This window comes from Arthrobacter sp. 9MFCol3.1 (assembly GCF_000620385.1).
GTDB lineage: Bacteria > Actinomycetota > Actinomycetes > Actinomycetales > Micrococcaceae > Arthrobacter.
The window spans coordinates 424,250-446,391 of record NZ_KK211131.1 but is presented as its reverse complement, the minus strand read 5'-3'; the positions used below and the strand labels follow the sequence as shown (position 1 = coordinate 446,391).

The 22,142-nt window shown below is 68.7% G+C and carries 24 protein-coding genes; 14 read left to right on the top strand and 10 right to left on the bottom strand.

The features are described from left to right. Positions 1-30: 30 nt before the first annotated feature. On the top strand, positions 31-1,032 hold the full coding sequence (gene ku / locus C560_RS0119425; protein WP_026539457.1) for a non-homologous end joining protein Ku: 1,002 nt from the start codon (positions 31-33) through the stop codon (positions 1,030-1,032). 35 nt (positions 1,033-1,067) lie between these two features. On the opposite strand, the gene C560_RS0119420 is transcribed toward ku, so the two are convergent. The 6 genes from C560_RS0119420 to C560_RS0119395 form a co-directional block, all read right to left on the bottom strand. After that, positions 1,068-1,355 carry a DUF7218 family protein gene (locus tag C560_RS0119420; protein ID WP_018774865.1) on the bottom strand — a complete coding sequence of 96 codons (288 nt, stop codon included), beginning with the start codon at positions 1,353-1,355 and terminating at the stop codon, positions 1,068-1,070. A 323-nt stretch (positions 1,356-1,678) separates the two neighbouring features. Further along, entirely contained in the window at positions 1,679-1,960 is a 282-nt protein-coding gene (locus tag C560_RS0119415) for an HPr family phosphocarrier protein (protein ID WP_026539456.1), read from the bottom strand. A gap of 68 nt (positions 1,961-2,028) precedes the next feature. Next, positions 2,029-4,122, bottom strand: coding sequence for a PTS fructose transporter subunit IIABC (locus C560_RS0119410; RefSeq protein WP_026539455.1), 2,094 nt, complete (start codon positions 4,120-4,122; stop codon positions 2,029-2,031). A gap of 2 nt (positions 4,123-4,124) precedes the next feature. Beyond that, complete coding sequence (locus C560_RS0119405) at positions 4,125-5,111, bottom strand: 1-phosphofructokinase family hexose kinase (protein ID WP_026539454.1); 987 nt, start codon at positions 5,109-5,111, stop codon at positions 4,125-4,127. Further along, positions 5,108-5,926 (bottom strand): DeoR/GlpR family DNA-binding transcription regulator, encoded by an 819-nt coding sequence (locus tag C560_RS0119400; RefSeq protein ID WP_026539453.1) that lies wholly within the window; start codon positions 5,924-5,926, stop codon positions 5,108-5,110. Before C560_RS0119400 ends, C560_RS0119405 begins: the two co-directional genes overlap by 4 nt. Before the next feature lie 512 nt (positions 5,927-6,438). Next, entirely contained in the window at positions 6,439-6,702 is a 264-nt protein-coding gene (locus C560_RS0119395; protein ID WP_018774860.1) for a DUF6458 family protein, read from the bottom strand. Positions 6,703-6,981: 279 nt separating this feature from the next. Between C560_RS0119395 and C560_RS0119390 the strand changes: the two genes are divergently transcribed. The 4 genes from C560_RS0119390 (at position 6,982) to C560_RS0119375 (ending at position 12,107) form a co-directional block, all read left to right on the top strand. Then, positions 6,982-7,599, top strand: a complete 618-nt coding sequence (locus C560_RS0119390; RefSeq protein ID WP_026539452.1) for an alpha/beta hydrolase — start codon at positions 6,982-6,984, stop codon at positions 7,597-7,599. Positions 7,600-7,794: 195 nt separating this feature from the next. Then, a complete protein-coding gene (locus tag C560_RS0119385; protein ID WP_026539451.1) occupies positions 7,795-8,841 on the top strand; it encodes a LacI family DNA-binding transcriptional regulator in 1,047 nt (348 codons plus the stop codon). A 135-nt stretch (positions 8,842-8,976) separates the two neighbouring features. Continuing rightward, complete coding sequence (locus C560_RS0119380) at positions 8,977-9,720, top strand: HAD family hydrolase (protein ID WP_018774857.1); 744 nt, start codon at positions 8,977-8,979, stop codon at positions 9,718-9,720. 56 nt (positions 9,721-9,776) lie between these two features. After that, positions 9,777-12,107, top strand: coding sequence for a glycoside hydrolase family 65 protein (locus C560_RS0119375; RefSeq protein ID WP_018774856.1), 2,331 nt, complete (start codon positions 9,777-9,779; stop codon positions 12,105-12,107). Between the two features lie 58 nt (positions 12,108-12,165). Here the strand turns inward: C560_RS0119375 and C560_RS0119370 are convergent, their stop codons facing one another. Further along, the gene (locus C560_RS0119370) at positions 12,166-13,509 is read right to left on the bottom strand and encodes an MFS transporter (RefSeq protein ID WP_026539450.1); all 1,344 of its coding nucleotides are present in this window, start codon (positions 13,507-13,509) and stop codon (positions 12,166-12,168) included. Between the two features lie 126 nt (positions 13,510-13,635). Between C560_RS0119370 and C560_RS0119365 the strand changes: the two genes are divergently transcribed. Both C560_RS0119365 and C560_RS0119360 read left to right on the top strand, forming a co-directional pair. Beyond that, positions 13,636-14,526 carry a hypothetical protein gene (locus C560_RS0119365; protein WP_026539449.1) on the top strand — a complete coding sequence of 297 codons (891 nt, stop codon included), beginning with the start codon at positions 13,636-13,638 and terminating at the stop codon, positions 14,524-14,526. Continuing rightward, entirely contained in the window at positions 14,517-15,266 is a 750-nt protein-coding gene (locus C560_RS0119360; protein WP_026539448.1) for a 5-oxoprolinase subunit PxpA, read from the top strand. The genes C560_RS0119365 and C560_RS0119360 overlap by 10 nt, the downstream gene beginning before the upstream one ends. Positions 15,267-15,268: 2 nt before the next feature. On the opposite strand, the gene C560_RS0119355 is transcribed toward C560_RS0119360, so the two are convergent. Continuing rightward, positions 15,269-16,606, bottom strand: coding sequence for a DUF445 domain-containing protein (locus tag C560_RS0119355; RefSeq protein ID WP_018774847.1), 1,338 nt, complete (start codon positions 16,604-16,606; stop codon positions 15,269-15,271). A 50-nt stretch (positions 16,607-16,656) separates the two neighbouring features. Between C560_RS0119355 and C560_RS0119350 the strand changes: the two genes are divergently transcribed. From C560_RS0119350 to C560_RS22460, 5 genes are all read left to right on the top strand, one after another. Beyond that, positions 16,657-17,556, top strand: coding sequence for a glycerophosphodiester phosphodiesterase (locus C560_RS0119350; RefSeq protein WP_026539447.1), 900 nt, complete (start codon positions 16,657-16,659; stop codon positions 17,554-17,556). A gap of 96 nt (positions 17,557-17,652) precedes the next feature. Further along, positions 17,653-18,099 (top strand): DoxX family protein, encoded by a 447-nt coding sequence (locus tag C560_RS0119345; RefSeq protein ID WP_026539446.1) that lies wholly within the window; start codon positions 17,653-17,655, stop codon positions 18,097-18,099. After that, positions 18,060-18,869 (top strand): AzlC family ABC transporter permease, encoded by an 810-nt coding sequence (locus C560_RS0119340; RefSeq protein WP_026539445.1) that lies wholly within the window; start codon positions 18,060-18,062, stop codon positions 18,867-18,869. The genes C560_RS0119345 and C560_RS0119340 overlap by 40 nt, the downstream gene beginning before the upstream one ends. Next, positions 18,866-19,177 (top strand): AzlD domain-containing protein, encoded by a 312-nt coding sequence (locus C560_RS0119335; protein ID WP_026539444.1) that lies wholly within the window; start codon positions 18,866-18,868, stop codon positions 19,175-19,177. Before C560_RS0119340 ends, C560_RS0119335 begins: the two co-directional genes overlap by 4 nt. Before the next feature lie 106 nt (positions 19,178-19,283). Further along, positions 19,284-19,553: a hypothetical protein gene (locus C560_RS22460; RefSeq protein WP_051533281.1), complete on the top strand. Its 270-nt coding sequence runs from the start codon at positions 19,284-19,286 to the stop codon at positions 19,551-19,553. A gap of 42 nt (positions 19,554-19,595) precedes the next feature. On the opposite strand, the gene C560_RS0119325 is transcribed toward C560_RS22460, so the two are convergent. Together C560_RS0119325 and C560_RS0119320 are read right to left on the bottom strand one after the other, a co-directional pair. After that, positions 19,596-20,012, bottom strand: a complete 417-nt coding sequence (locus C560_RS0119325; RefSeq protein WP_018774841.1) for a YkvA family protein — start codon at positions 20,010-20,012, stop codon at positions 19,596-19,598. Between the two features lie 17 nt (positions 20,013-20,029). Beyond that, entirely contained in the window at positions 20,030-20,662 is a 633-nt protein-coding gene (locus tag C560_RS0119320; RefSeq protein ID WP_018774840.1) for a TetR/AcrR family transcriptional regulator, read from the bottom strand. Between the two features lie 178 nt (positions 20,663-20,840). Between C560_RS0119320 and C560_RS0119315 the strand changes: the two genes are divergently transcribed. After that, complete coding sequence (locus C560_RS0119315) at positions 20,841-21,206, top strand: thiamine-binding protein (RefSeq protein ID WP_018774839.1); 366 nt, start codon at positions 20,841-20,843, stop codon at positions 21,204-21,206. Positions 21,207-21,290: 84 nt separating this feature from the next. Continuing rightward, entirely contained in the window at positions 21,291-21,968 is a 678-nt protein-coding gene (locus C560_RS0119310; RefSeq protein WP_026539443.1) for an O-methyltransferase, read from the top strand. Positions 21,969-22,142: the final 174 nt, after the last annotated feature.

Below are 22,142 nucleotides of genomic sequence, written 5' to 3'. Positions count from 1 at the left end.
CTCCGCGCAACTGTGATGTTCACTTGATCCATGAGAGCCATCTGGAAAGGCGCAATAGCGTTCGGGCTGGTCAACGTGCCGGTCAAGGTCTACAGCGCCACCGAGGACCACGACATCAGCCTCCACCAGGTCCACAACGCCGACGGCGGCCGGATCCGCTACCAGCGCCGTTGCGAGGTCTGCAGCAAGATCATCGACTACGAGGACATCGACAAGGCCTACGAGGACGACGGCCGCACGGTGGTCCTGACCCGCGACGAGCTCAAGTCCATCCCGGCGGAAAACAGCCACGAAATCGAAGTGGTCCAGTTCGTTCCGGTCGACCAGCTCGATCCCATGATGTTTGAAAAGAGCTACTACCTTGAACCCGACTCCAAGTCGCCCAAGGCCTATGTGCTGCTGCGCCGCGCCCTGGAGGACACGGACAGGGTGGCGATTGTGCAATTCGCGCTCCGGGACAAGACGCGGCTTGGCGCGCTGAGGATTCGCGACGAGGTCCTGGTGCTGCAGTCGCTGCTGTGGGCCGATGAGGTCCGCGCGGCGAGCTTCCCCGCACTCGAGACCTCCGTCCGGATCTCGGCGCAGGAACGCGAGATGTCCGCCGCCCTGGTTGACTCGATGGCCTCCGACTTTGAGCCGGACCAATTCACGGACGAGTACCAGGAGCAGCTGCGCCAGCTGATCGAGGCGAAGCTGGACAAGGGGGAATCGCTGGACACGGAGGAGACCTTCGGTGCCCCCGCCGAGGCCGGCGAGGGCGAAGTTATCGACCTGATGGAAGCCCTCAAGCGCAGCATCGAGAAAAAGCGCGGCGGAGGGCCGGCGGAGACTCCTGCCGGGACGTCCGGTTCGGCTGCCAAGGCCGCCCCGAAGACTGCCGCCAGGGCGTCGGCATCCAAGTCCACTGGCACTAAATCCACAGCCACCAAGACGGCGTCCACCCGGACTGCTTCTGCCAAGACTGCGGCGGCCGCCAAGACTGAAGCGGCTCCCAAGGCGACCGCCGCGAAGACGGCCCGAAAGGGTGCCTGAACCCGGGTGCCTGCCGGCGCCGTCGTGCACGCTAATCAGGAGTTCCGCAGGGCGGAGATGAGCTCGCTCTTCTTCTTGGCCGAGTATCCCGTGAGGCCGATCTCCTTGGCGCGTGCCTTCAGCTGCGGCACTGTCCAGTCCTCATAGTCCCCGGCCTTGCCGCCCTTGCGGCCGACCGAGGAACGGCCCCGCTTGGCGGCGGCGTTGGAGATCCTGGCGGCTTTTTGCTTGGAGGCGCCGTCCTCGAGCAACTTCTCATAGAGCTCGGGGTCCTTGATGCTGGGGCTCTCCGAGCCTTGGGGCTCGCCCTTCTTCGTTGGCATGGCTGCGCGATCATCTCCTTCGGCCGGGAACCACTTGGGCGGCGGCCCGCGGTCGGTGCCGCCGGGGATTCCAAACTAGCCGCGCCGCCGGGCCGTGACAAGCATTTACTAAGTTCACTGACAAAAACGGTCACTGACGGTCCGCCGCCAGAGCAACGCGGGGTCACTTAGCGCCCAAGTTCCCCAACGGAAGGGGCCGTAAGTGACCCCGCGTTGCCATTGAACTTGGCGGCAGAAAACGCGAAGGCCCGGCCGGCCCCTCATCGGGGGCGGCCGGGCCAACTGAAGCTGCCGGTGTTCCGGCGCGGGGCCGGAAGGTGAGGCTATTCGGCGTCGTGATCCGTCTCGAGGATCTGCACCAGGCGGTCGAGTGCGGCGTCGGCGCCTTCACCGTCGGCACGCAACACCACAACTTCGCCGTGCGATGCGCCAAGGCTCATCAACGACAGGATGCTTGCAGCGTCCATTGCCTCGTCCTCGGGCTCGCCCAACCGGGCAATCGTGATCTCGAGGTTGTCGAACTCGCCTGCAGCCTCGGCGAAGATGGCGGCCGGACGGGCGTGCAGCCCGACGCGGCTGGCAATGGTGGCGTTACGTTCGGTCATTTTTGCTCCTTGAAGTCAGCTTGGGTGGTTGTCAGCTGTGAGAATCTGCTTGGAAAAAGGGTCCTGGTTCAGGCGGCTACGGGAACAGTTTCCACCGTATCAACCGGCTTCTTGACTGCCCAGCGCTTGAGCGCGATCACGGCGAAGGCGCCTACGACGGTACCGACCGCAATGGCGATGCAGAACCACAGGAACGAATCGATTGCGAAGAAGACGAAGATTCCGCCATGCGGGGCCTTCGACCCCACGCCCGCCGCCATTGAGATGGCTCCGGTTACGGCGCCGCCGAGCATGCTGGCGGGGATGACTCGGAACGGGTCCGCGGCCGCGAAGGGGATGGCGCCTTCGGTGATGAAGGAGGCTCCCAGCAGCCAGGCGGCCTTGCCGTTTTCCTGCTCCGCCAGGCTGAAGAGCCTCTTGTTCAGCACGGTCGCAGCCAGTGCCATGGCCAGCGGCGGGACCATGCCGGCAGCCATGACGGCTGCCATGATCTGCCACGGTGCCTGGTTGGTGATGGAGGCTGTGCCCAGGCCGGCGACGGCGAAGGAGTAGGCAACCTTGTTGACCGGACCGCCGAGGTCGAAGCACATCATCAGGCCCAGGATGATACCCAGGGCGACGGCACTGGCGCCGGTGAGGCCGGCCAGGAAGTCGTTGAGCCCGACAGTGACCCGGGCGATGTAGGCGCCCAGGAACACGAACAACAGGCCCGACGCCGCGAGCGACGCCACGAGCGGGATGACGACCACCGGCATCAGGCCGCGCAGCCAGCGGGCCACGTTGAGCTTGCCGATCGAATGGGCCACGTAGCCGGCGATCAGGCCGCCCACGATGCCTCCGAGGAACCCGGCGCCCATGAAGACGGCGGTGGCACCGGCAACGAAACCGGGGGCGATGCCGGGCCGGTCAGCGATGGCGTAGGCGATGTAGCCGGCCAGTGCAGGCACGAGGAAGCCCAGGGACAGGGCGCCGATCTTGAAGAGCACGGAACCCAGGTACGCGCCCAGCGGGCCCCAAGCCAGTTCCGGGTATTCGGTGGGCAGGTTGAAGAGGCTGTTCTGCGCCAGGATCTTGTCCGCGAAGGCGGTGATGTCGTAGCCGCCCAAGAGGAAGCCGAGGGCGATCAGCAGGCCGCCGCCGGCCACGAACGGGATCATGTAGCTGACACCGGTCAGGAGGGCCTTTTTCAGCTTCGTGCCAATGTGCTCACTCTTTTCCTCGGCGGCCATCTCAGCCTGCTCCTCGGCGCCGAAGTGGGGCACGCGGTGGGCGTGCGGGTTGTCAGCTGCGGCCAGTGCCTCGGCGACCATCTTGTCGGGTTCGTCGATGCCGCGCTTGACCGGCGCGTTGATCACCGGCATGCCGGCGAAGCGCTCCTTGCCGCGCACGTCCACGTCCACGGCGAAGATCACGGCATCGGCGGCGGCGATCACGGCGGGGTCGAGGGCCTTGGCGCCGGAGGATCCCTGGGTTTCCACCTGCAGGTCCACGCCGACTTCCTTGGCCGCGGCGACGAGCGAGTCGGCGGCCATATAGGTGTGGGCGATGCCGGTGGGGCAGGCCGTCACGGCGACGAGGCGCTTGGGCCCCTTGGCCTTCGCTGCGCCGGCACCTTCACCGGTTGCGGCCGCCGCGGTTGAGGCGGCTGCGGTTGAGGCGGCTGCCGCCGATGCGGCGCCGGTCGCTTCGGCAGCGGTGTGGGCGGCCGGCTTGTCCGCCAGGGCGGCGTCGACGAGGTCGACAATTTCCGCCTCGGTGGTCGCGGCGCGCAGGCTGGCCGTGAAGTCCTTCTTGATCAGCGACCGCGCCAGCTTCGAAAGCAGCTTCAGGTGGTCCTGGTCCGCGCCCTCGGGAGCGGCGATGAAGAAGATGATGTCTGCGGGCCCGTCCTTGGCGCCGAAGTCGACCGGCTGGGACAGCCGCGCCATCGCCAGGGTGGGTTCGGTGACCGCCGTCGAGCGGCAGTGCGGGATCGCGATGCCGCCCGGGACGCCCGTGGCGGTCTTGGATTCCCGGGCGAAGGCGTCGGCGAAAAGCCCTTCGGCCTCGGTGGCGCGTCCGGTGTCAGCAACCCTGCCTGCCAGATGCCGGATCACGTCCTCGGGCGAGCTGCCCAGGTTCTGGTCGAGCTCGACCAGTTCGGTGGTAATGAGCTGTGTCACTGTCAATCCTTCCGGAGGGCCGTGATGGTTACGGCATCAGGGGTGGTTTGGTTGACTGCCGGGACAGTGGAGCCAGGCAGGGAAGCGGCGGCGGCACCATGGGCCACCGCCTGACGGAGGCAATCGACCGGGGCGGCGCCCTGGCTGGATGCGAGCAGGTATCCGGCCAGCGAGGAATCGCCGGCGCCGACAGTGCTGACCGCGGTGACCGGCGGGTGCGTGGCCAGCCACGCGCCGTCGGCCGTCACAAGAACGGCACCCTTGGAGCCGAGGGTCGCCAGTACGGCACCCACTCCGGAGCGCACGACGGCGGAGGCGGCCGCTGCTGCAGCCTCCGGGTCCGCTTCGAGCTCCTCGGCGGACTTGTTCGTGGCGAAACCGGCTGCGGCAGCCAGTTCCACCAGTTCCTCGGCGTTGGGTTTCAAGAGGTCCGGTTTTCCCGAGGTTTCGCCGGAGACCGCTGCGGCGAGGGGTTCGCCGGAGGAATCGACGGCGACCCGTGGTGCGGCCTCGCCGTCGAACAGGGAACGCAGCCGCCGGGTGACGGTTGCGTAGAAGTCGGCCGGGACCCCGGGTGGGAGCGAGCCGGCCAGGACTACCCAGGCGGCGCCGCGGGCGTGGTCCAGCAACAGGCTGATCAGGGCCTCCTGCTGGTCCTCGCTGAGGGCCGGTCCGGGTTCATTGATCTTGGTGGTAACGCCGCCGGGCTCGGTGAGGGCCACGTTGCTGCGCAGCGGCTCACCGATCGGCAGGGCCGCGAACGGAACGTCGGTCTCCCGCAGCCCGGTGAGGACAGGGTCGGCCTCGGCGCCGGGGAGGACGGCGACTGTCTTCAGCCCCGACGCGACGAGGGCGCGGGAGACGTTGACTCCCTTGCCGCCGGATTCCTGGCGGACGGAGATGGCCCGCTGAACTTCCCCGCGGAGGAGGGGGCCGGGCAACGCCACGGTGCGGTCCAGGCTGGGGTTGGCGGTGAGGGTGACAATCACGCGACCACCACCTCCACTCCGGCTTCCGCAAGGGCGTCGGCGAGTTCCCGGCTGGGTTGCGAGTCTGTGATCACGGTGTCCAGATCTTTCAACGAGGCGAACTGGACCAGCGTTTCCGCGTCCAGCTTGGAGGAATCAGCCAGCACCACAATGCGGCGCGCTGATTGGACGAAGGCAGCCTTGACAGCGGCTTCTTCAGGATCGGGTGTGCTCAGCCCGAAGGCTGCATGGATTCCGTTGGTGCCGATGAAGGCGATGTCCGGGCGGATCCGGCGGGCGGCTTCCACCGTGGACTGGCCCACGGCGGCCTGGGTCAGGCCGCGGACCTTGCCGCCGAGCAAGTGCAGGGCAATCCCGGGGCCGCCCGACAGCCTGGACGCGATGGGCAGGGAGTGGGTGATGACGACGAGTTCGGCGTCGGACCCGGGTCCCGGCGCGGTGCCCTGCGCGGCGGCTCCCGCGGCCCGGGCCGACAGGAGTTCGGCGAGGGCTTCCGTGGTGGAGCCCGCGTCGATCAGGATGCTGCCGGTGAGGCCTTGGGGGATGAGGGCCAGGGCGGCCTCGGCGATTCGGGTCTTCTCGGGCTGCCGCTGGACGGTCCGCTCCAGGATGCTTTCTTCCGTGGTGCTGAACCGGTCCGGAGAGACCGCGCCGCCGTGCACCCGGCGGACGCTGCCGGAGGCTTCCAGGGCGGCGAGGTCCCGGCGGATGGTTTCGGTGGTGATACTGAAGCGCTCGGCCAGGTCGGTGACGCTGGCCCGGCCGCTGGCGTAGATGAGCCCCACGATCAGCTGCTGGCGTTCTTCGGCGAACACTTACCCTCCATTGCGTACTGCGTCTGTCCTGGTTCTTGCTGGCTGTAGTGCTGGAAATGCGCTCTGGCCGCTTCGGTGACTCCCGTCACATGAAGTGGAATTGTTTGACTTTATCTTTGTTCTTGTTGGTTTGTCAATGAAAAACCACATGAACGCAGAAAGGGTGCCTTTGCCGGGGGGACATGCCCAGTGGTCGGGCCGGGCGACGGAGGGGACATGTCCAGTGGTCGGGCTGGGGAGTGGGCATTGTGGCGTTATGTCCATGGGCTGGCCCGGGGGATGGGCATGTACAGCGGTTCGGGTGGTTGCGGGCCGGGCGACGGGGGGCATGTCCAGTGGTCGGGCTGGGGAGTGGGCATTGTGGGGTTATGTCCATCGGCCGGCCCGCAGGCTGGGCATGTGCCACGGTTGTGCGCGGGTGGGCCACATGACGAAAGCCGGGCCCGACCTCGAGGTCCGGCCCGGCTTCCGGGTCGTTGGGTTCCGCGCCGCGCAGTGGGTGCGGGGAAATCTCAGATGCCTGCGTCGCGGCTTTCATTGCGGGTGATGGTCTCGCCGGTGTTGGGGTCCACCACCGTGCGGCTTTCGCTCACCCGGCGCGTGCGGCCGCGTCCGGGGCCGGCGAGGACGAGTGAGGCGATGAGTCCAATCACGCCAACCGCCATCAGGATGTAGCCGATCATGGCCTGGTTTACGTTGGGGATCAGCCCCGGGGCGACGGCCCAGGCGAGGATGGCGCCGATGGCGATGAGGAAGATTGCGGAACCGATTCTCATAACGTGCTCCTTGATGCCCGTGACGGGCCGATGATGGTAAGCATGCTGTCCAGCGTCACGCTACAACCCCGCCCCGGCTGTTTCAATGAAGCGCCCTCCGCCCCGCGGGGAAATTTTCGCGCCGGTTTCGGCCAGCCGCGCCCCTTTCGGACGGATGCTCCACCGATCCGGGGGGGGGGGGGGGGGGGGGGGGGGCGCAGGTCCGATTCCGCGGCGGAAACCGCGCAGCACCACCGGGCGCGGGGCCGAGCGTGCGGCGGTGCTGGATAGGCTGGGCCAATGGAGACGGTGATCTGGTCAAAACCCGAGCATGAACGCGGCGGCACCCCGCTGCTGGTGATGCTGCACGGCTACGGTACGGACGAATTCCGCATGTCCAAGCTGTTCGCTTCCCTGCCGTCCGAGTTCAGCTGCGCCGCGCTGCGTGGACCGAAGGACATTGGAGACCACTACGGCTGGTTCCTGCTGGACTATTTCCTCACCCATGACTTTGCCGACGTCATCGCCTCCACGAACGCGGTCTTCGCCTGGATCGAGTCGGTCAAAGCCCGGCATAGCAGCGTCAGCCTGTTCGGATTTTCGCAGGGGATGGCCATGGCCAGCACGCTCCTGCGGCTCCGGCCGGAACAATTCCGCGCAGCTGTGGGGCTCTCGGGCTTTGTCCTGGACAACGAGCTCCTGGCCATGAGTGAATCCTTCACCGCCCGGCCGCCGTTCTTTTGGGGCCGGGACAAGGGCGACGTCGTCATCAACGACGCAGCCACCGAGCACACCGAGGCGTGGCTGAACCGGAACACCCAGCTCACGGCCAGGACCTATCCGGGCATGGGCCACACGATCTCGAAGGCAGAACTCGTGGACGTCAGTGCGTTCTTGCGGCACTACGTCCTGCGCTGACCGGGCGTCGATAAAGATGATGACCGACTTATGACCGGGCGCTAACCCGGCGCCGGGGACCCTCGCCAACCCGCGCCAATCCCGCAGCCGAAACCCCGGATCATCCACTTGCATGCCAAATATGTAAGCGCTTACAATCGACCTCGGCCATGAACACCGGGCCCACTACTTCAGGGGGAAGAAAGGGCTGAGCCCGTGCCGCAGGCCAACTCCCCGCGCGTCAGGATCCAGGACGTCGCCGCGCTCTCCGGGCTCTCCATCTGCACCGTCTCCCGTGCCCTCCGGCAGCTTCCCAACATCTCCGCACAGGCCAAGGCAAGGGTCAGTGACGCGGCGGCCCAGCTCGGCTACAAAGCCTCCTCCGCGGCATCCCGGCTGGCCGGCGGCAACACCGGCTCGGTGGCCATCATCGCCCCGACGGCCACGGCATGGTTCTTTGCCCGGGCCGTGGAAGCGGCCGAGGAACTCTTCGCCGACAGCGGCTATGACACGGTGCTGATCAGCCTCCGGAACCGGCCCAGCGTGAAACGGAACCTCTTCGGCGACCTCGCCGGCCTGGCGCAGCGGGTGGATGGCGTACTGCTGTTCAACATCGCCCTGGATGAGGCCGAAACGGCCGCCCTCGCCGAGTCGGGCCTCGCCGTGGCCAGCGTGGGGATGCACGGCGTGCCGTGGGACAACGTGGGCATCGACAACGCCGAAGCCGCCCGGGCCGCCACGAACCACCTGCTGGACCTGGGCCACCGGGACCTTGCCATCCTTGCCGGCAGCGAAACCGGCGAACCCTCCCTCGTGACCGCCAGCGAGCGGCGGCGGGGATTCGAGCAGGCCCTGGCCGGCCACGGCCTCGCCGTCGATCCGGGCCTCGTGCTCGACGCCGGCTCCAGCATCGAAGGCGGCCGGCTGGCCATGGTGGAGCTCGTGGAAAACCGCAGGATGCCGTCCGCGATCTTCGCCGGTTGCGACGAGGCAGCCTTCGGCGCGCTCATGGCAATGCGGGAGTTCGGTTTGTCAGCGCCGGAAAACGTGTCCATCATAGGAATAGACGATCATCAGATGAGTTGGTTCCTGGGCCTGACCACAATTGCCCAGCCAGTTGCCGACCAGGGCGCCTTGGCGGCCAACCTGCTGATTGACAGACTTCATCGCTCAGGACTTCCCAATCCGCCGCCTGCCAGTCCGCCGTCGAACCATCTGCTGGACACCAAATTGGTGGAGCGCACCAGCACGCGCCGGCGCTGATCCGGACGGTGTCCGCCGCCGGAACGGCGCCCAAACAGCGCAGCCCCCCAGCGGAGCAGCCCTGAGCTGACTGACCCAGACCATCACTTTGACCAGACCGTCCTGCCTGCCCGTTGTCTGAAAGGACCTCGCCTCATGACTGTAGTTCCCGATACCTCCGGCCTCGCCGGTGCGCTCTCCGGTGCATCCGCCATCCTTTTTGACCTCGACGGCGTCCTGACCCCCACCGCTGTGGTGCACGAGCACGCCTGGAAGCAGCTCTTCGACGGCTTCCTGGCCTCGGTCCCCGGCGCCGCGCCGTACCGTGAGAGCGACTACTTCGACCACATCGACGGCAAGCCGCGGTTCGACGGCGTCCGGGACTTCCTGGCCTCCCGCGGGATTGTGCTGCCCGAGGGCCCGGCGGACGACGAGCCCGCGCATGACACCGTCCACGGACTCGGCAACCGCAAGAACAAGGTCTTCAACGACATCGTCGAGGCCGGCGGAGTCCAGCCCTACGAGGGCTCTGTCCGGCTGGTTGAGGCCGCGCTGGCCCGCGGGCTCAAGCTCGCCGTCGTCTCCTCTTCCCGCAACGCCCCTGCCGTGCTGAAGGCCGCCGGCCTGTCCGATTACTTCCCGGTGGTGGTCGACGGCGTCGTCGCCGTCGCCGAGGGGCTGCCCGGCAAGCCCAGCCCGGCCACCTACGAATACGCCGCGCGGCTTCTGGGCCTGCCGAGCCAGGAGTGCGTCGTGGTGGAGGACGCCGTCTCCGGCGTCCAGGCCGGCAGCGCGGGAGACTTCCGCTCGGTGATCGGCGTCGACCGCGGCGCCGGCCGGCAGACCCTGCTCGACGCCGGCGCCACGGTTGTGGTCAACGACCTCGCCGAACTGCTCTAGCCCGGCCCGCTCACCCCACCGTCCAGCCCCCTCCCGCCGAAGGAATCCCCTAAACCATGGCTCTCATCACCTCGGACCGCGCCCGGTTCCCCAACGATCCCTGGCAGCTGGTCGAGACCGTCCACCTCCCCGGCAATGCCGGCACCCTGGAGACCCTGTTCAGCCTCGGCAACGGGCACCTGGGCATCCGCGGCGCGCACTGGGGTGCGGCGGACGCCGAACTTCCGGGCAGCTTCATCAACGGCTTCCACGAGACCTGGGACATCAAGCACGCCGAAAACGCGTACGGCTTCGCCCGCACCGGCCAGCGGATCCTCTATGTCCCGGATGCCAACAACTTCACCGTCATCATCGATGGCGAGCCGCTGAGCCTGGACGAGTCCACTGTGCTGGACTACCGCCGCTCGGTGGACTTCGCCACGGGTATCTACGAGTGCCGGATCACCTGGCAGTGCCGTTCCGGTGCGACCGTGACCACCACGGAACGGCGCGCCGTCGGCTACGCGTCCCGCGGCGCGCTCGGCATCAGCCTCGAGGTGGCGGCCGACCGGGATATCTCCGCGGACGTCACGTCCTCGGTCATCAACCGCCAGGACCAGCCGGTGGAGGACCACTCCGCCCATGATCCGCGCCGCGCCGGCCGGCACGCCGGCCGCGTGCTGCTGCCCCTGCGGCTCGACGGCGGGGACGGCTCCCTGCGCCTGTCCTGGGAAGCCTCGGAATCCAAGCAGCGGCTCGGGATGGCCGTGGATCACTGGACCTCGGCCGGCGTGCAGCCGTTCGACACCCAGGTGGACCAGGACGACAGCAGCGTCCGCTACGTGCTCGCCGTCAGCGCGGACGCACCGTTCGTGCTGGAGAAGAGCGTCAGCTACGCCGTGGGCCAGGCCGCCGAGGACCTCGCCGACAGCGCCGAAGCCAGCCTCAAACCTGTCAGCGAGATCTTCGCCCAGAGCGAGGACCACTACCGCGACTACTGGAGCACGAGCGACATTGTCCTGGCGGGCCAGACCGAGCTCCAGCAGGGCGTGCGCTGGAACCTCTTCCAGCTCGCGCAGGCCACGGCCTGCGCCGATGTGGCCGGCATCCCGGCCAAGGGCGTGTCCGGCTCCGGCTACGACGGCCACTACTTCTGGGACCAGGAGGTGTACCTGCTGCCCTACCTGACCTACACCAACCCGGGCAACGCCCGCCAGGTCCTGGAATTCCGGCACGACCTCCTGCCGGAGGCGAAGATCCGCGCCAAGGAACTCAGCGTCGACGGCGCCCTCTTCCCCTGGCGCACCATCAACGGACTCGAGGCCAGCGCCTACTACGCGGCCGGCACCGCGCAGTTCCACATCGCCGCCGCGATCGCCTTCGCGACCAACCGGTACATCTGGGCCAGCGGGGACACCGAGTTCCAGGCCACCCTGGGCTCCGATCTGCTGATCGAGACCGCCCGGATGTGGGTCTCGCTCGGCTTCTTCGGCAAGGACGGGCTGTTCCACATCCACGGCGTCACAGGCCCCGACGAGTACACCGCCGTCGTCAACGACAACCTGTACACAAACGTCATGGCGCGCTTCAACCTGCGCGCCGCGGCGGCGCTGGACCACCCAGAGATCGACGATGCCGAACGCCAGCTTTGGGAGCAGGCCGCCAACCGCATGCAGCTGCCCTACGACGAGGACCTCCAGGTCCACTCCCAGGACAACGACTTCATGACCCTGGAACCGTGGGACTGGACCACGCCCCGGTCCAAGTACCCGCTACTGCTGCACTTCCACCCGCTGGTGATTTACCGGCACCAGGTCCTGAAGCAGGCCGACACCGTGCTGGCCATGTTCCTGCAGTGGCAGGACTTCACCGCCGAGGAAAAGCGCCGCGCCTTCGATTTCTACGACCCCATCACCACCGGCGACTCCACGCTGTCCGCCTGCGTCCAGGGCATCATGGCGGCCGAGGTCGGCTACGGCAAGGCCGCGCTGGACCACTTCACCCACGCCCTGTTCATCGACCTCGACGACACCCACGGCAACACGATCGACGGCGTCCACATCGCCTCCACCGGCGGGGTGTGGAGTTCGCTGGTCAGCGGCTTCGCCGGGCTGCGGGACCAGGGCGCGGTGCCGTACTTCGATCCGCGGTTGCCTGCCGAATGGGACGGACTCGAGTTCCATCTGAAGATCCAGGGCAGGCTCCTGCACGTCGGGCTCGAGCAGGATTCGATCAGCCTGACCGTCCGTGACGGCGCGCCGCTGCAGGTCGACGTGCGCGGGGAACTGCTCACGGTCGACGGCGGCCCGGTCCGGGTCCCGCTGGCGCCCGTCACCGCCCCGGAACCGACCATCTTCCCCAGCGGCCTTCCGACGTCGTCGATCCCGGTGGTGCGCGCCGCAGTCTGAGCCGCCGCCAAGCCAACGCGGGGTCACTTACAGCCCATAATCCCCCCGGACATGGGCTCTAGGTGACCCCGCGTTGCTCTGGGCCGGGCTGCCCTGACCCGGAGGATTCGGCAGGGGCCGTGGCCTCCGCGAAGTCGTCACTGTCGGCGAGCGGGTGGGCCAGTTCATCGGCCGGCATCCGCGCCACCACCATCGCGACGACGGCCATCACCGGGCACACGGTCCCGGCGACGAGGAAGATCAGCCACAGCGGCAACGCCTCGGCGGCCGGCCCGGCCAGTGCCATGGAGACCGGCATGAGGGCCAGGGACACGAAGAAGTCCAGGCTCGAGACGCGGCCGAGCAGATGCGGCGGCACCCGGCGCTGGAGCAAGGTTCCCCAGATCACCATGCCCACGCCGCCGGTGGCGCCGAAGATGAAAAGGGCGGCGGCCACGGCCCAGAAACTGTCCATGATTCCGACGGCGGCGATCGGCAGGCTCCCCGCGCCCCAGGACACCATCATCACGGTGAGGTAGCGGCGCGGAAGCGGAAAAGAAGCCGTGGCCAGCGAGGCTGCGGCGCCGCCCACGCCCATGATGGCGAGCAGGAAGCCGAACATGCGCGCGTCCCCGCCGAGCTGGTCCCGGACCACGAACGGGACCAGGACCTCGATGGGGCCGATCAGGAACAGCACCGAAATGCACGCCCAGAGCAGGGTCCACAGCAGCCAGGGCGTCCGGACGGTGTAGCTGACGCCCTCGCGGAGGTCGTGGCGCAGGGACGTCTTGGCCCGTTGGCTTTGTCCATCCTGAACTTCCGCCCCTGCCGCGGGCTGGCGGTGGAGGAGGTTCAGGATGGCGAAGGCCAGAAGGTGGCAGGCCGCAACACCGGTGACGGCGTAGGCAGGGGACAGGGCCGCCACCAGGATGCCCGCAACGGCCGGTCCGGCGGCCTGCTGCAACAGCGGCCGCATGGTCCCCTCCAGACCGTTGGCCGCGAGCAGGTCCTCGGGCGGCAGGATCCGCGGCAAAATGGCGGAGTAGGCGGGAAAGAAGAACGCGGCCCCGACGCCGAGCACGAAGGCCCCCAGCGCCAGATGCCACAGCTCGAGCAAGCCGGCCATGGCAAGCCCGCTGACAGTGGCAACGACGGCGAGGTTGGCGCCCTCGACCGCGATGATCAGGAGCCGCTGGGGTACGCGGTCCGCGGCGATGCCGCCGACCAGCAGAAACGTCACCAGCCCGACGCTGCCCGCCGCGGCCACGACCGAGAGCTCCAGCGGTCCGCCGCCCAGGTGGATCACCTCGTAGACCATCGCGACGGCCCACATCCCGGAACCGAAGATGGAGATGGCCAGCGCCGTGATCAGCACGCGGTACTCCCGGTGCGCGAAGGGGCGGAGGGCTCGCAGGGCGGGCATGGGCCCAGTCTAGTAGCCAGCCGCGCGGCCGGGCTGGAACACTCCGGGGTCCATCGGCGACCCGCCTGCCGGGCCGTGCCCTAGTGTTAAGTGAACTTACTTTTTTGGTTCCGACGAGAGGCGATCATGGCCAAGCGCAGCAACCCGGCAATGAAGGTTGCCCAGCAAACAGCCCACAGTGCGATGTTCGACGCCGCCGGCCGGCCCCGGCCCGGACTCCACAAGGTGCTCCTGCGGGCGGTTGAAGTCCAGCGGCCCCTGGTGCTGGCCAATATCCGCAGGCTCCAGCGCAGGCACCCGCAGGCCACGGCGGCCCAGCTCGCCGCCATCCTGGAGCGCGACTACCTGCTCGCCGTCACCGGCGGCGGTGCGCTGGTCGGCGGGGCGGCGGTGATTCCGGGCGTCGGAACAGCGGCGGCACTCGGTCTTTCGGCCGCCGCGGCCGTCGGGTTCCTCGAAGCCACTGCCCTGTATTCCACGGCGCTTGCTGAACTGCACGGCGTCCGGATGGTGGATCCGGACAGGGCCAGCACCCTGGTGATGGCGATCATGCTGGGCGAGGAAGGCACCCAGCTGCTGAGCTCGCTGAGCGGGCAAGCGGCGGGACGGGGCAGGGGGCCGTCGCAGGCCTGGACTACGGCCTTCACCCGGAGCATGCCCCTCGCCGGCTTCGGCACCGTGCGGGCCAAGATCCAGACGATGTTCCTGCGCTCCCTGCTCAAGACCCAGGGCACTGCCCTGCTGGGCCGTGCCCTGCCCTTCGGCGTCGGCGCGGTCGTCGGCGGAGTCGGCAACCGGGTGATGGGCCGCGCCGTCGTCGCGAACGCCAAGGAAGCGTTCGGGCCCCTCCCGGACACGATCCCGGGCGAACTGCAGGCCCTGGCGGACACCACCGGGCCGGCCGCGCTCTACGACACGTCCCTGGACGCGCAACCGGATTCAGCCCCGGGCAGCGGCACTCAGGGCAGCGGCGCGCCGAAGACTGAAACGAAGGGCGGCGGCACTTTTTGGATCTGAACACTGACCTGGGGGAGTCCTTCGGGACCTGGACCAAGGGCGACGACGCCGCGATGTTTCCGCTGGTCACAAGCGCCAGCGTGGCCTGCGGAATGCACGCCGGCGACCCAGTGACGATGCTGGACACCTGCCGGGCGGCGTACGAACTCGACGTCAGCGTCGGCGCCCACATCGGTTACCCGGACCTGGCCGGCTTCGGCCTGCGCTCGCTGGACATGACCTTTGACGATCTCTTCGGCGCCGTCCTCTACCAGCTCGGAGCGCTCGACGGCGTCGCCCATGCCGTGGGCGCCTCGGTGGACTACGTCAAGCTGCACGGGGCGCTCTACGACCGGACCGTGCGTGACGCCGAGCAGGCCTCCGCCGTGATCGCCGCCATCCAGGCCTACGATCCCGGACTGCCCGTCCTCGGCTTCCCCGGCTCAGCCCTGCTGGAAATCGCCAAGGAAGCCGGGCACCCCGTTTTCTCCGAGGCCTTCGCGGACCGCGCCTACTTCCCCGACGGCACTCTCGTGCCGCTCGCGGAGGAAGGGGCCGTGATCCTCGACGCCGGACAGGTTGCCGATCGGGCGGTCAGGCTCGCCACGAAGGGCGAAATCGAGGCCGTCGACGGCACCGTGCTCCGGGTCGAGCCGCAGTCGCTGTGCCTGCGGGCGGACACGCCCGGCTCCGTTGCCACGGCGGCGGCGATCCGTGCGGCGCTGGAGGCCGCCGGCGTCGAGCTGGAGAGCTTCGCCTAGGGCTAGCCGAACAACAGGGTGGCCAGCGTGAAGATGGCCAGCCCGGCCAGGGCACCCACCACCGTGCCGTTGATTCGAATGAACTGCAGGTCCCTGCCGACCTGCAGTTCGATCTTCTGGGAGGTCTCCTCGGCATCCCAGCGGGCCACGGTGTCCGTGATGACCCCCGCGATGTCCGAGCGGTAGGTCTTCACGAGGTAGCCGGCCGCGTCGCCGATCCAGGCGTTCACCTTGCCGGCGAGCTCGGGATCGACCAGCAGCCGGGTGCCGAAGTCATGCACGGCTGCCTTGAATTTGACGGTCAGTTCGCTGTGCGGATCATCGACGGCGGTGAGCAGGGCCGTCTTGATGGTGTCCCAGGTGCGGGAGGCGAGCTCGCGGACCTCCGGGTCACCGAGCACTTGGGCCTTGATGCCCTCGGCGCGGGCGATCATGACCGGATCATGCTGCAGGTCCTGCGCGAGTTCCTTGAGGTACTTGTCGATCGAGAGGCGGACCTGGTGCCGCGGATCGGACTGCACGGCGCGGGTGAACTTGAGGATCTCCACGTACACCTTGTCGCCCACCAGCCCGTCCACGAACGACGGCACCCACGTCGGGGACCGGTCGGTGACCAGCCGGTTGACCGTCTCCTGGTTGTCGCGCACCCAGTCCACGGTGCGGTCCACCAGCAGGTCCACCAGTGCATGGTGGTGCCCGTCGTCGAAGATCCGCTCGGCGAGCCGGCCCACCGGCGGGCCCCACGGCGGGGTGAGCAGGTGTTTGCGGACCATGGACTCGATCACGGCCTGGACGTCGTCGTCGTTGAGGACCTTGAACGCGCCGCGGATGACGGCGGCACCCTCCTTGGCGACCCGGTCCGGGCCGCCCGGGCTGGAGAGCCAGGCGCCGGCCTTGCGGGCAATGTCTGCGGACGCCAGCTTCTCCTGGACCACCTGTTCGGAGAGGAAATTGGTTTCCACGAATTCGCCCAGCGAGGCGCCGATCTGGTCTTTGCGGCGCGGGATGATCGCGGTGTGGGGGATCTTGATGCCCATGGGGTACTTGAACAGGGCCGTGACGGCGAACCAGTCCGCGAGGGCCCCGACCATGCCGCCCTCGGCCGCGGCACGGACGTATTCGAGCCCGGGATACTGCTTCTGCAGGGCGAACGCGATGATGAAGATCACCGCCATGACGACCAGGAGCGAGAGGGCCAGGAGCTTCATCCGGCGCAGCGCCGCGGCCTTCTCGACGTCGCTGGAGGCAGCGGGACGCTGGCCGGGGGGACCGTCCGGCCGGGCGCCGCCCGGACGTCCCGCGGCGCCGGTCACGGAAGTTGACTCAGTATTCACCTGCATGAGCCCAGCCTAGCCCGCCACGGAAACGGACGGTCCGCTAACGTGGCACCATGACGACTGATGAGCCTGCCGCCGCCCGGCCTTTGGTCTATGCCCACCGCGGCTCCAGCGGAACCTTCGCCGAGCACACCCGGGCCGCGTACCTGCAGGCAATCGCCGACGGCGCCGACGGTGTGGAATGCGATGTCCACCTGACCCGGGACCAGCATGTGGTGCTCCTGCACGATGCCACCCTGGACCGCACCTCGGACGGCACCGGCCAGGTGGCCGACCGGACCCTGCAAGAGCTCCAGGAACTCGACTTCTCCTCCTGGAAGGGAGTGCGGATCCCGGAGGCCTACGGTGCCAAGTCCGGGCAGTTCCTGACCCTGCCGGACCTGCTCGGCATCCTGCGCGCGGCGGGCCGCGGGATCGGCCTGGCGATCGAGTTCAAACACCCGAGCCCGTACCAGCTCAGACTCGAGGACCGGGCCCTCGAGGTCCTGCGGGCCCACGGCTGGGATCCGCGGACGTCGACGCTGGACAACATCACGGTTTCCTTCATGAGCTTTAGCCCCGACTCTGTAAAACACCTCCTGGAGTCCGTCCCGGCGGCGGCCGTCTGCCAGCTCGTGGACGACGTCAATGTGGCGGACATCCGGGAGGAACTGGGCCTCGGTGCCCTGACCGGCGGGGCGCTGGCCAATGTGATGAAGGCCGCCCAGGCTGAGGGCGAACGGATCCTGGGGGCGGCCGAGGCGGGCATTGCCGGGCCCGGAATCGGGTACGTCCGCGCGCACGGCCCGGCCGTTCAGCGCTGGCTCGCCTCGGGGTTGCGGTGCCGGGTGTGGACGGTCGACACCGAGGACGACGTCGAACGGTGCCGGAGACTCGGGATCCAGGAGATCACCACCAACTGGCCGGCCCAGGTCCTGTCCCAGCTCATGGCGGACAGCCGGCCCCCGCGGTAGCCGCCTGGCCGCTCCGCGGATCCTGGCGGACACCTTCACCTCCCTTGCGTCCCCGGCGGATTACGGCCGGCGTGGCCGCTGTGGTTGAGTTGTTGCATGCCATTTCGCCGGCCCGTCCCGGACCTTCAGACGCTGTCCGCGGCAGCGATGAGCGCGCTGCTGCTCACCAGCGCCGCCAAGCACTTCCGCGAGCCTGAATTTTTCCACCCGGTGGTTCCTGACCTCCTGTGCCGGGACGACTCCGGCGAGCAGCCGAACGGGCCCCTGGCCGTCCTGTCCCGTGAGGAATGGGTGGCAGTGAGCGGGCTGCTGGAAGCCGCCGCCGCCGTCGGGCTCCTGGTCCCGGCCACCCGGAGGGCCGCCGCCGGCTGCGTCACGGCGCTGTTCGCCGCCTTCCTCTCCGGCCACGTGGACGCCCTGCGCAAGGCCTACGGGCCGGAGGGCTCGCCGCGCCGGCGACGCGTGCACACCCTGCGGCTCCCGCTCCAGGCGCCCCTCATCGCATGGTCCTGGACCCTGACGCGGCGGAACCGGCGCCCGTGAAAATCCTGCAGTCACCGGCGGTGCGGATCGGTTTGTCGATCAGCATCGCCACCGGTCTCTACGGCGTCTCCTTCGGCGCGCTGTCCGTAACCTCCGGCCTGGATTTCTGGCAGACCATGGCCCTGAGCCTGCTGCTGTTCAGTGGCGGCTCGCAGTTCGCCTTCATCGGCGTGGTGGCCGGAGGCGGGTCCGGCGTCGCCGCGATGGGCGCCGCGACGCTGCTGGGCATGCGCAACGGCATCTACGGCATGCAGATCAATGCCCTGCTGCAGCCGCGCGGGTGGCGGAAGTTTGCCGCTGCCCAGCTGACCATCGACGAGTCGACGGCCACCAGCACCGGGCAGACGGACCCCGAGGAGCAGAAGCGCGGCTTCTGGACCGCCGGAATCGGTGTGTTCGTCCTCTGGAACCTGTTCACCGCCCTCGGCGCCCTGGCCGGCGGGGCACTTGGGGATCCCAAGCAGTGGGGACTCGACGGGGCAGCCGTGGCGGCCTTCCTAGGACTGCTCTGGCCGCGGCTGAAAGGCCGGGAACCTGTGGCCATCGCGGTGGTCTGCGCGCTGGCCACCGTGCTCGCCGTGCCGTTCGTGCCCCCGGGAGTGCCGATCCTCGTCGCCGCCGTGGTCGCGGCAGGGATCGGCTGGTTCAGCCACGGCCGCAGCGACGAGGGCCTGGAACCGGACGTCGATCCCTACGCGGAGGATCACGTGCACCACCACCACGACCCTGCCCGCGATCCCCGCGGGGACCGCACCGGAGACGACGCATGAACCTTTGGATGTGGCTGCTGCTCTCCTGCCTGCTCGCCTACGCCTGGAAGCTGCTCGGCTACTTGGTGCCGGCCAGCCTGCTCCGCAACCCGCGGATGTCCAGGATTGCCGGGACCATGACGATCGGGCTGCTGGCGTCCCTGACGGTGGTCAATGCCGTCGCCTCCGGCCAGTCGCTCGTCCTGGACGCCCGGTTGGGCGCACTGGCGGCGGCGGGCATCGCCCTGTGGTTCCGCGCGCCGTTCCTGGTGGTGGTGATAGCCGGCGCGGCCGCAGCCGCCGGGCTCCGGGCGCTGGGCTGGAACTGACCTTTCCGTGGGACGGCTGACCGCGCCGGGCCGCCGGCCGGCTGGGCGCGGCCGGAACGGTCTTTAGTCCCTACTTGGTGCCGGAATCGCGTGGGAGCATTCGAACATGACTGAACATGACGGCGAGCTGCCGGCTGCCGAAAACGAGGCCGCCGACGAGCAGCCCGCCGAGCCGCAGGCCGCGGAGCAGCATGCCTCCGACGGGCAGGCTGCGGAGCCGCGCAAGGACCAGCGCTCCAAGCAGCACGAGCCGTATGTTTCCGGCGGGGCTGAGTCCACCCGGGAAATGCGCGAAATGTCGCGCCGCCGTCGGGAAGCCGAAGAGAAGCTTCAGCAGCACCTTCTCGAGGCCAAGGAAAAGCCGGCCGAAGACTAGCCCCGGGCACCAGGCCGCCGGGGCACCCGCAGGATCCGGCGCTTAGACCGGCGTCCCGAGTCCGGCGAGCCGCAACATGACGGCCAGGCCTTCCGGGGTGCCCGGCCAGTGGCGCCGGACGGCGTCGGCCCCGGCGCGGGAGACCACCGAGCGCAGCACCAGCGCCACGATCACGACGTCGTCCGCGTACCCGATCACGGGGATGAAGTCCGGAACGAGATCGATCGGGGAGGCCAGGTAGACGAGCAGGAGTGCCAGCCGGACCCGGACCCCCACCGCCACCGACCGGTCCGCCAGCAGGCGGCGGATGAGCCGAAGCAGGTCCGGGAGCAGCCGCAAGGCGTCCTTCATAGTGACGGTCTCGGGGTGCCGCCGGGCATAGGCCCACAGCAGCAACAGCAGGACGGCATAGACCGCCAGTACGCCGCCGATGACCCCGGCAACAGTTTCCCATCCCATGGCTAGATCATATGGCCCTAGCCGAGAACGGCGTCGAACGCGGTGCCCGTCAGCGGGGCCTGCGGCGGCAACGCCCGGTCCGGCCGCTCCGTCCGGATGGCGTCCTCAACCAGCGCCACGGGCCGCCGCCACGCGTCGGAGCCCGGCTCCATGGTGTCCACGACGCCGATCAGCATGGCCAGCAGGCGGATCATGTCCGTCATGGAAATGTCGCTGCGCAGGGTGCCCTGCCCCTGGCCCCGGCCCAGCAGCACGGCGATGGATTCAATCAGGCCGCCCGTAATGCCGGTCAGCAGCCCGCGACGGCCCGCGACGGCTCCCAGCAGGTTGGCCTCTTCGCTGGCAACACGCATCGTGGCATCGATGACCCGGAAGAGCCCCGCAGCGGCGTCAGGATCGGCCAGGGCCTCATCGATGGCCGGATCCACCTGCAGCCGGAGCTGCTGGTTCAGGGCAGCGAGCACCAGCTCTTCCTTGTCGGCGAAATTCCGGAAAAGGGTGGCCGGACCCACCCCGGCGGTGACGGCAATGGTCTGCAGCGGAACCTCGGGACCGTGCTCGCGGAAGCACTGGCGGGCCGCGGCGATGATTTTGTCCACGTTGCGCGCCGCATCTGCGCGAAGCGGCCTGCGGTCTACTGCCCGGTTCATTTGCCTAGGGTAGCAATGCTGAGGGTGCGCGAACCTGTTACCGGCGGGTAGTGAGTTATGTGACGGCGGCCGGGGTGCGCCCGGCCGCTGCCGGGGTGGAATCACATGAAAGACTGGTGCCGGGCAGCCCTGGAAATTTTCGCCCCGGCTGTCCCGACTGAGTGAAGGGAACCACCACATGCTGGTCGCATTCTCCGTAGCACCCTCCGGTGACCCCGCCAACGGGCAGGCGCCCGGCGACGCGTCGGTCCACGACGCCGTCGCGGCGGCGGTGCGGATCGTCCGGGAGTCGGGCCTGCCCAACCGGACAAGTTCCATGTTCACCGAGATCGAGGGCGAGTGGGACCAGGTCATGGACGTCATCAAGCGGGCCACGGAGGCGGTGGGCGCCTACGGTTCCCGCGTCTCGCTGGTCCTCAAGGCGGACATCCGGCCGGGCTACAGCGGTGAGCTGACCGGCAAGGTGGAACGGCTGGAAAACGCCATCGACGGCCAGGGCGCCGGCGGGACCGGGCCGCAAATTCCTGCCCGGCCCGGAACCTAGGGCCGGACCGCACGCCGAAACCCGGGCGGGAGAACCGCGCCCGGAGGGGTACCGCCGGGCCCGGGCGGCTGGAACACTGGGGGCATGATCGAGCATCAGTCCACCCCCGGCTGGGTCGCCGTCGAGAACTTCCTCTCGGACGCAGTGGTCCGCCCGGACCGTTCCCTCAAGCGCGCCGTGACCAGCGCCCTTGAGGCAGGCATGCCGCCCATCGAAGTGGCCCCCAACGCCGGCAAACTCCTGAAATTGCTGGTCCAGCTCTCCGGCGCCCGCCGCGTCCTGGAGATCGGCACGCTGGCCGGATTCAGCACCATCTGGCTGGCCCAGGGGCTGCCCGACGACGGCCGGCTGGTCACCTGCGAATACCTCCCCCTGCACGCCCGCGTCGCGCGCGCCAACGTTGACGACGCCGGACTGGGCCACAAGGTGGACATCCGGGTCGGCGCGGCGCTGGACACCCTGCCCGAACTGGAAAGCGAGGCCGGACCGCCGTTCGATTTCGTGTTCATCGATGCCGACAAGGAAAACAACCCGCACTACCTGGACTGGGCCATCCGGCTTGGCCGGCCCGGCACCACCATCGTGGTGGACAACGTCGTGTGGGAAGGTGCGGTGCTGGACGCGTCGATGGACCCGGTCAACGCCCCCGGAATCATCAGCACGCTCCAGATGATGGGCGAGGACCCGCGGCTGGACGGCACCGTGATCCAGACCGTGGGTTCGAAAGGCTGGGACGGCTTCGCCCTCGCGATCGTCCGCTAGGCACCGAATGTCCGCAGGACCACGGGCGCCTGCGGCAGCGGACCCCGTGGAGCGCCCGGCAACCCCCAAGTGCTAAGTATGCTTAGATTGCTTGTCGACGGCGCCAGCGATGGCGGCGCGGCCGCGGACGCGCAGGACTTCAGCCACGTGGCCGGGCCCGCTCCCGATCCGCAC

Excerpts from the sequence above, each read along its gene's own strand:
- ku (WP_026539457.1), top strand. The coding sequence starts at position 31 with ATGAGAGCCATCTGGAAAGGCGCAATAGCGTTCGGGCTGGTCAACGTG.
- C560_RS0119420 (WP_018774865.1), bottom strand. The coding sequence starts at position 1,355 with ATGCCAACGAAGAAGGGCGAGCCCCAAGGCTCGGAGAGCCCCAGCATC.
- C560_RS0119415 (WP_026539456.1), bottom strand. The coding sequence starts at position 1,960 with ATGACCGAACGTAACGCCACCATTGCCAGCCGCGTCGGGCTGCACGCC.
- C560_RS0119395 (WP_018774860.1), bottom strand. The coding sequence starts at position 6,702 with ATGAGAATCGGTTCCGCAATCTTCCTCATCGCCATCGGCGCCATCCTC.
- C560_RS0119390 (WP_026539452.1), top strand. The coding sequence starts at position 6,982 with ATGGAGACGGTGATCTGGTCAAAACCCGAGCATGAACGCGGCGGCACC.
- C560_RS0119380 (WP_018774857.1), top strand. The coding sequence starts at position 8,977 with ATGACTGTAGTTCCCGATACCTCCGGCCTCGCCGGTGCGCTCTCCGGT.
- C560_RS0119375 (WP_018774856.1), top strand. The coding sequence starts at position 9,777 with ATGGCTCTCATCACCTCGGACCGCGCCCGGTTCCCCAACGATCCCTGG.
- C560_RS0119370 (WP_026539450.1), bottom strand. The coding sequence starts at position 13,509 with ATGCCCGCCCTGCGAGCCCTCCGCCCCTTCGCGCACCGGGAGTACCGC.
- C560_RS0119365 (WP_026539449.1), top strand. The coding sequence starts at position 13,636 with ATGGCCAAGCGCAGCAACCCGGCAATGAAGGTTGCCCAGCAAACAGCC.
- C560_RS0119355 (WP_018774847.1), bottom strand. The coding sequence starts at position 16,606 with ATGCAGGTGAATACTGAGTCAACTTCCGTGACCGGCGCCGCGGGACGT.
- C560_RS0119350 (WP_026539447.1), top strand. The coding sequence starts at position 16,657 with ATGACGACTGATGAGCCTGCCGCCGCCCGGCCTTTGGTCTATGCCCAC.
- C560_RS0119345 (WP_026539446.1), top strand. The coding sequence starts at position 17,653 with ATGCCATTTCGCCGGCCCGTCCCGGACCTTCAGACGCTGTCCGCGGCA.
- C560_RS0119340 (WP_026539445.1), top strand. The coding sequence starts at position 18,060 with ATGGTCCTGGACCCTGACGCGGCGGAACCGGCGCCCGTGAAAATCCTG.
- C560_RS0119335 (WP_026539444.1), top strand. The coding sequence starts at position 18,866 with ATGAACCTTTGGATGTGGCTGCTGCTCTCCTGCCTGCTCGCCTACGCC.
- C560_RS22460 (WP_051533281.1), top strand. The coding sequence starts at position 19,284 with ATGACTGAACATGACGGCGAGCTGCCGGCTGCCGAAAACGAGGCCGCC.
- C560_RS0119325 (WP_018774841.1), bottom strand. The coding sequence starts at position 20,012 with ATGGGATGGGAAACTGTTGCCGGGGTCATCGGCGGCGTACTGGCGGTC.
- C560_RS0119320 (WP_018774840.1), bottom strand. The coding sequence starts at position 20,662 with ATGAACCGGGCAGTAGACCGCAGGCCGCTTCGCGCAGATGCGGCGCGC.
- C560_RS0119315 (WP_018774839.1), top strand. The coding sequence starts at position 20,841 with ATGCTGGTCGCATTCTCCGTAGCACCCTCCGGTGACCCCGCCAACGGG.
- C560_RS0119310 (WP_026539443.1), top strand. The coding sequence starts at position 21,291 with ATGATCGAGCATCAGTCCACCCCCGGCTGGGTCGCCGTCGAGAACTTC.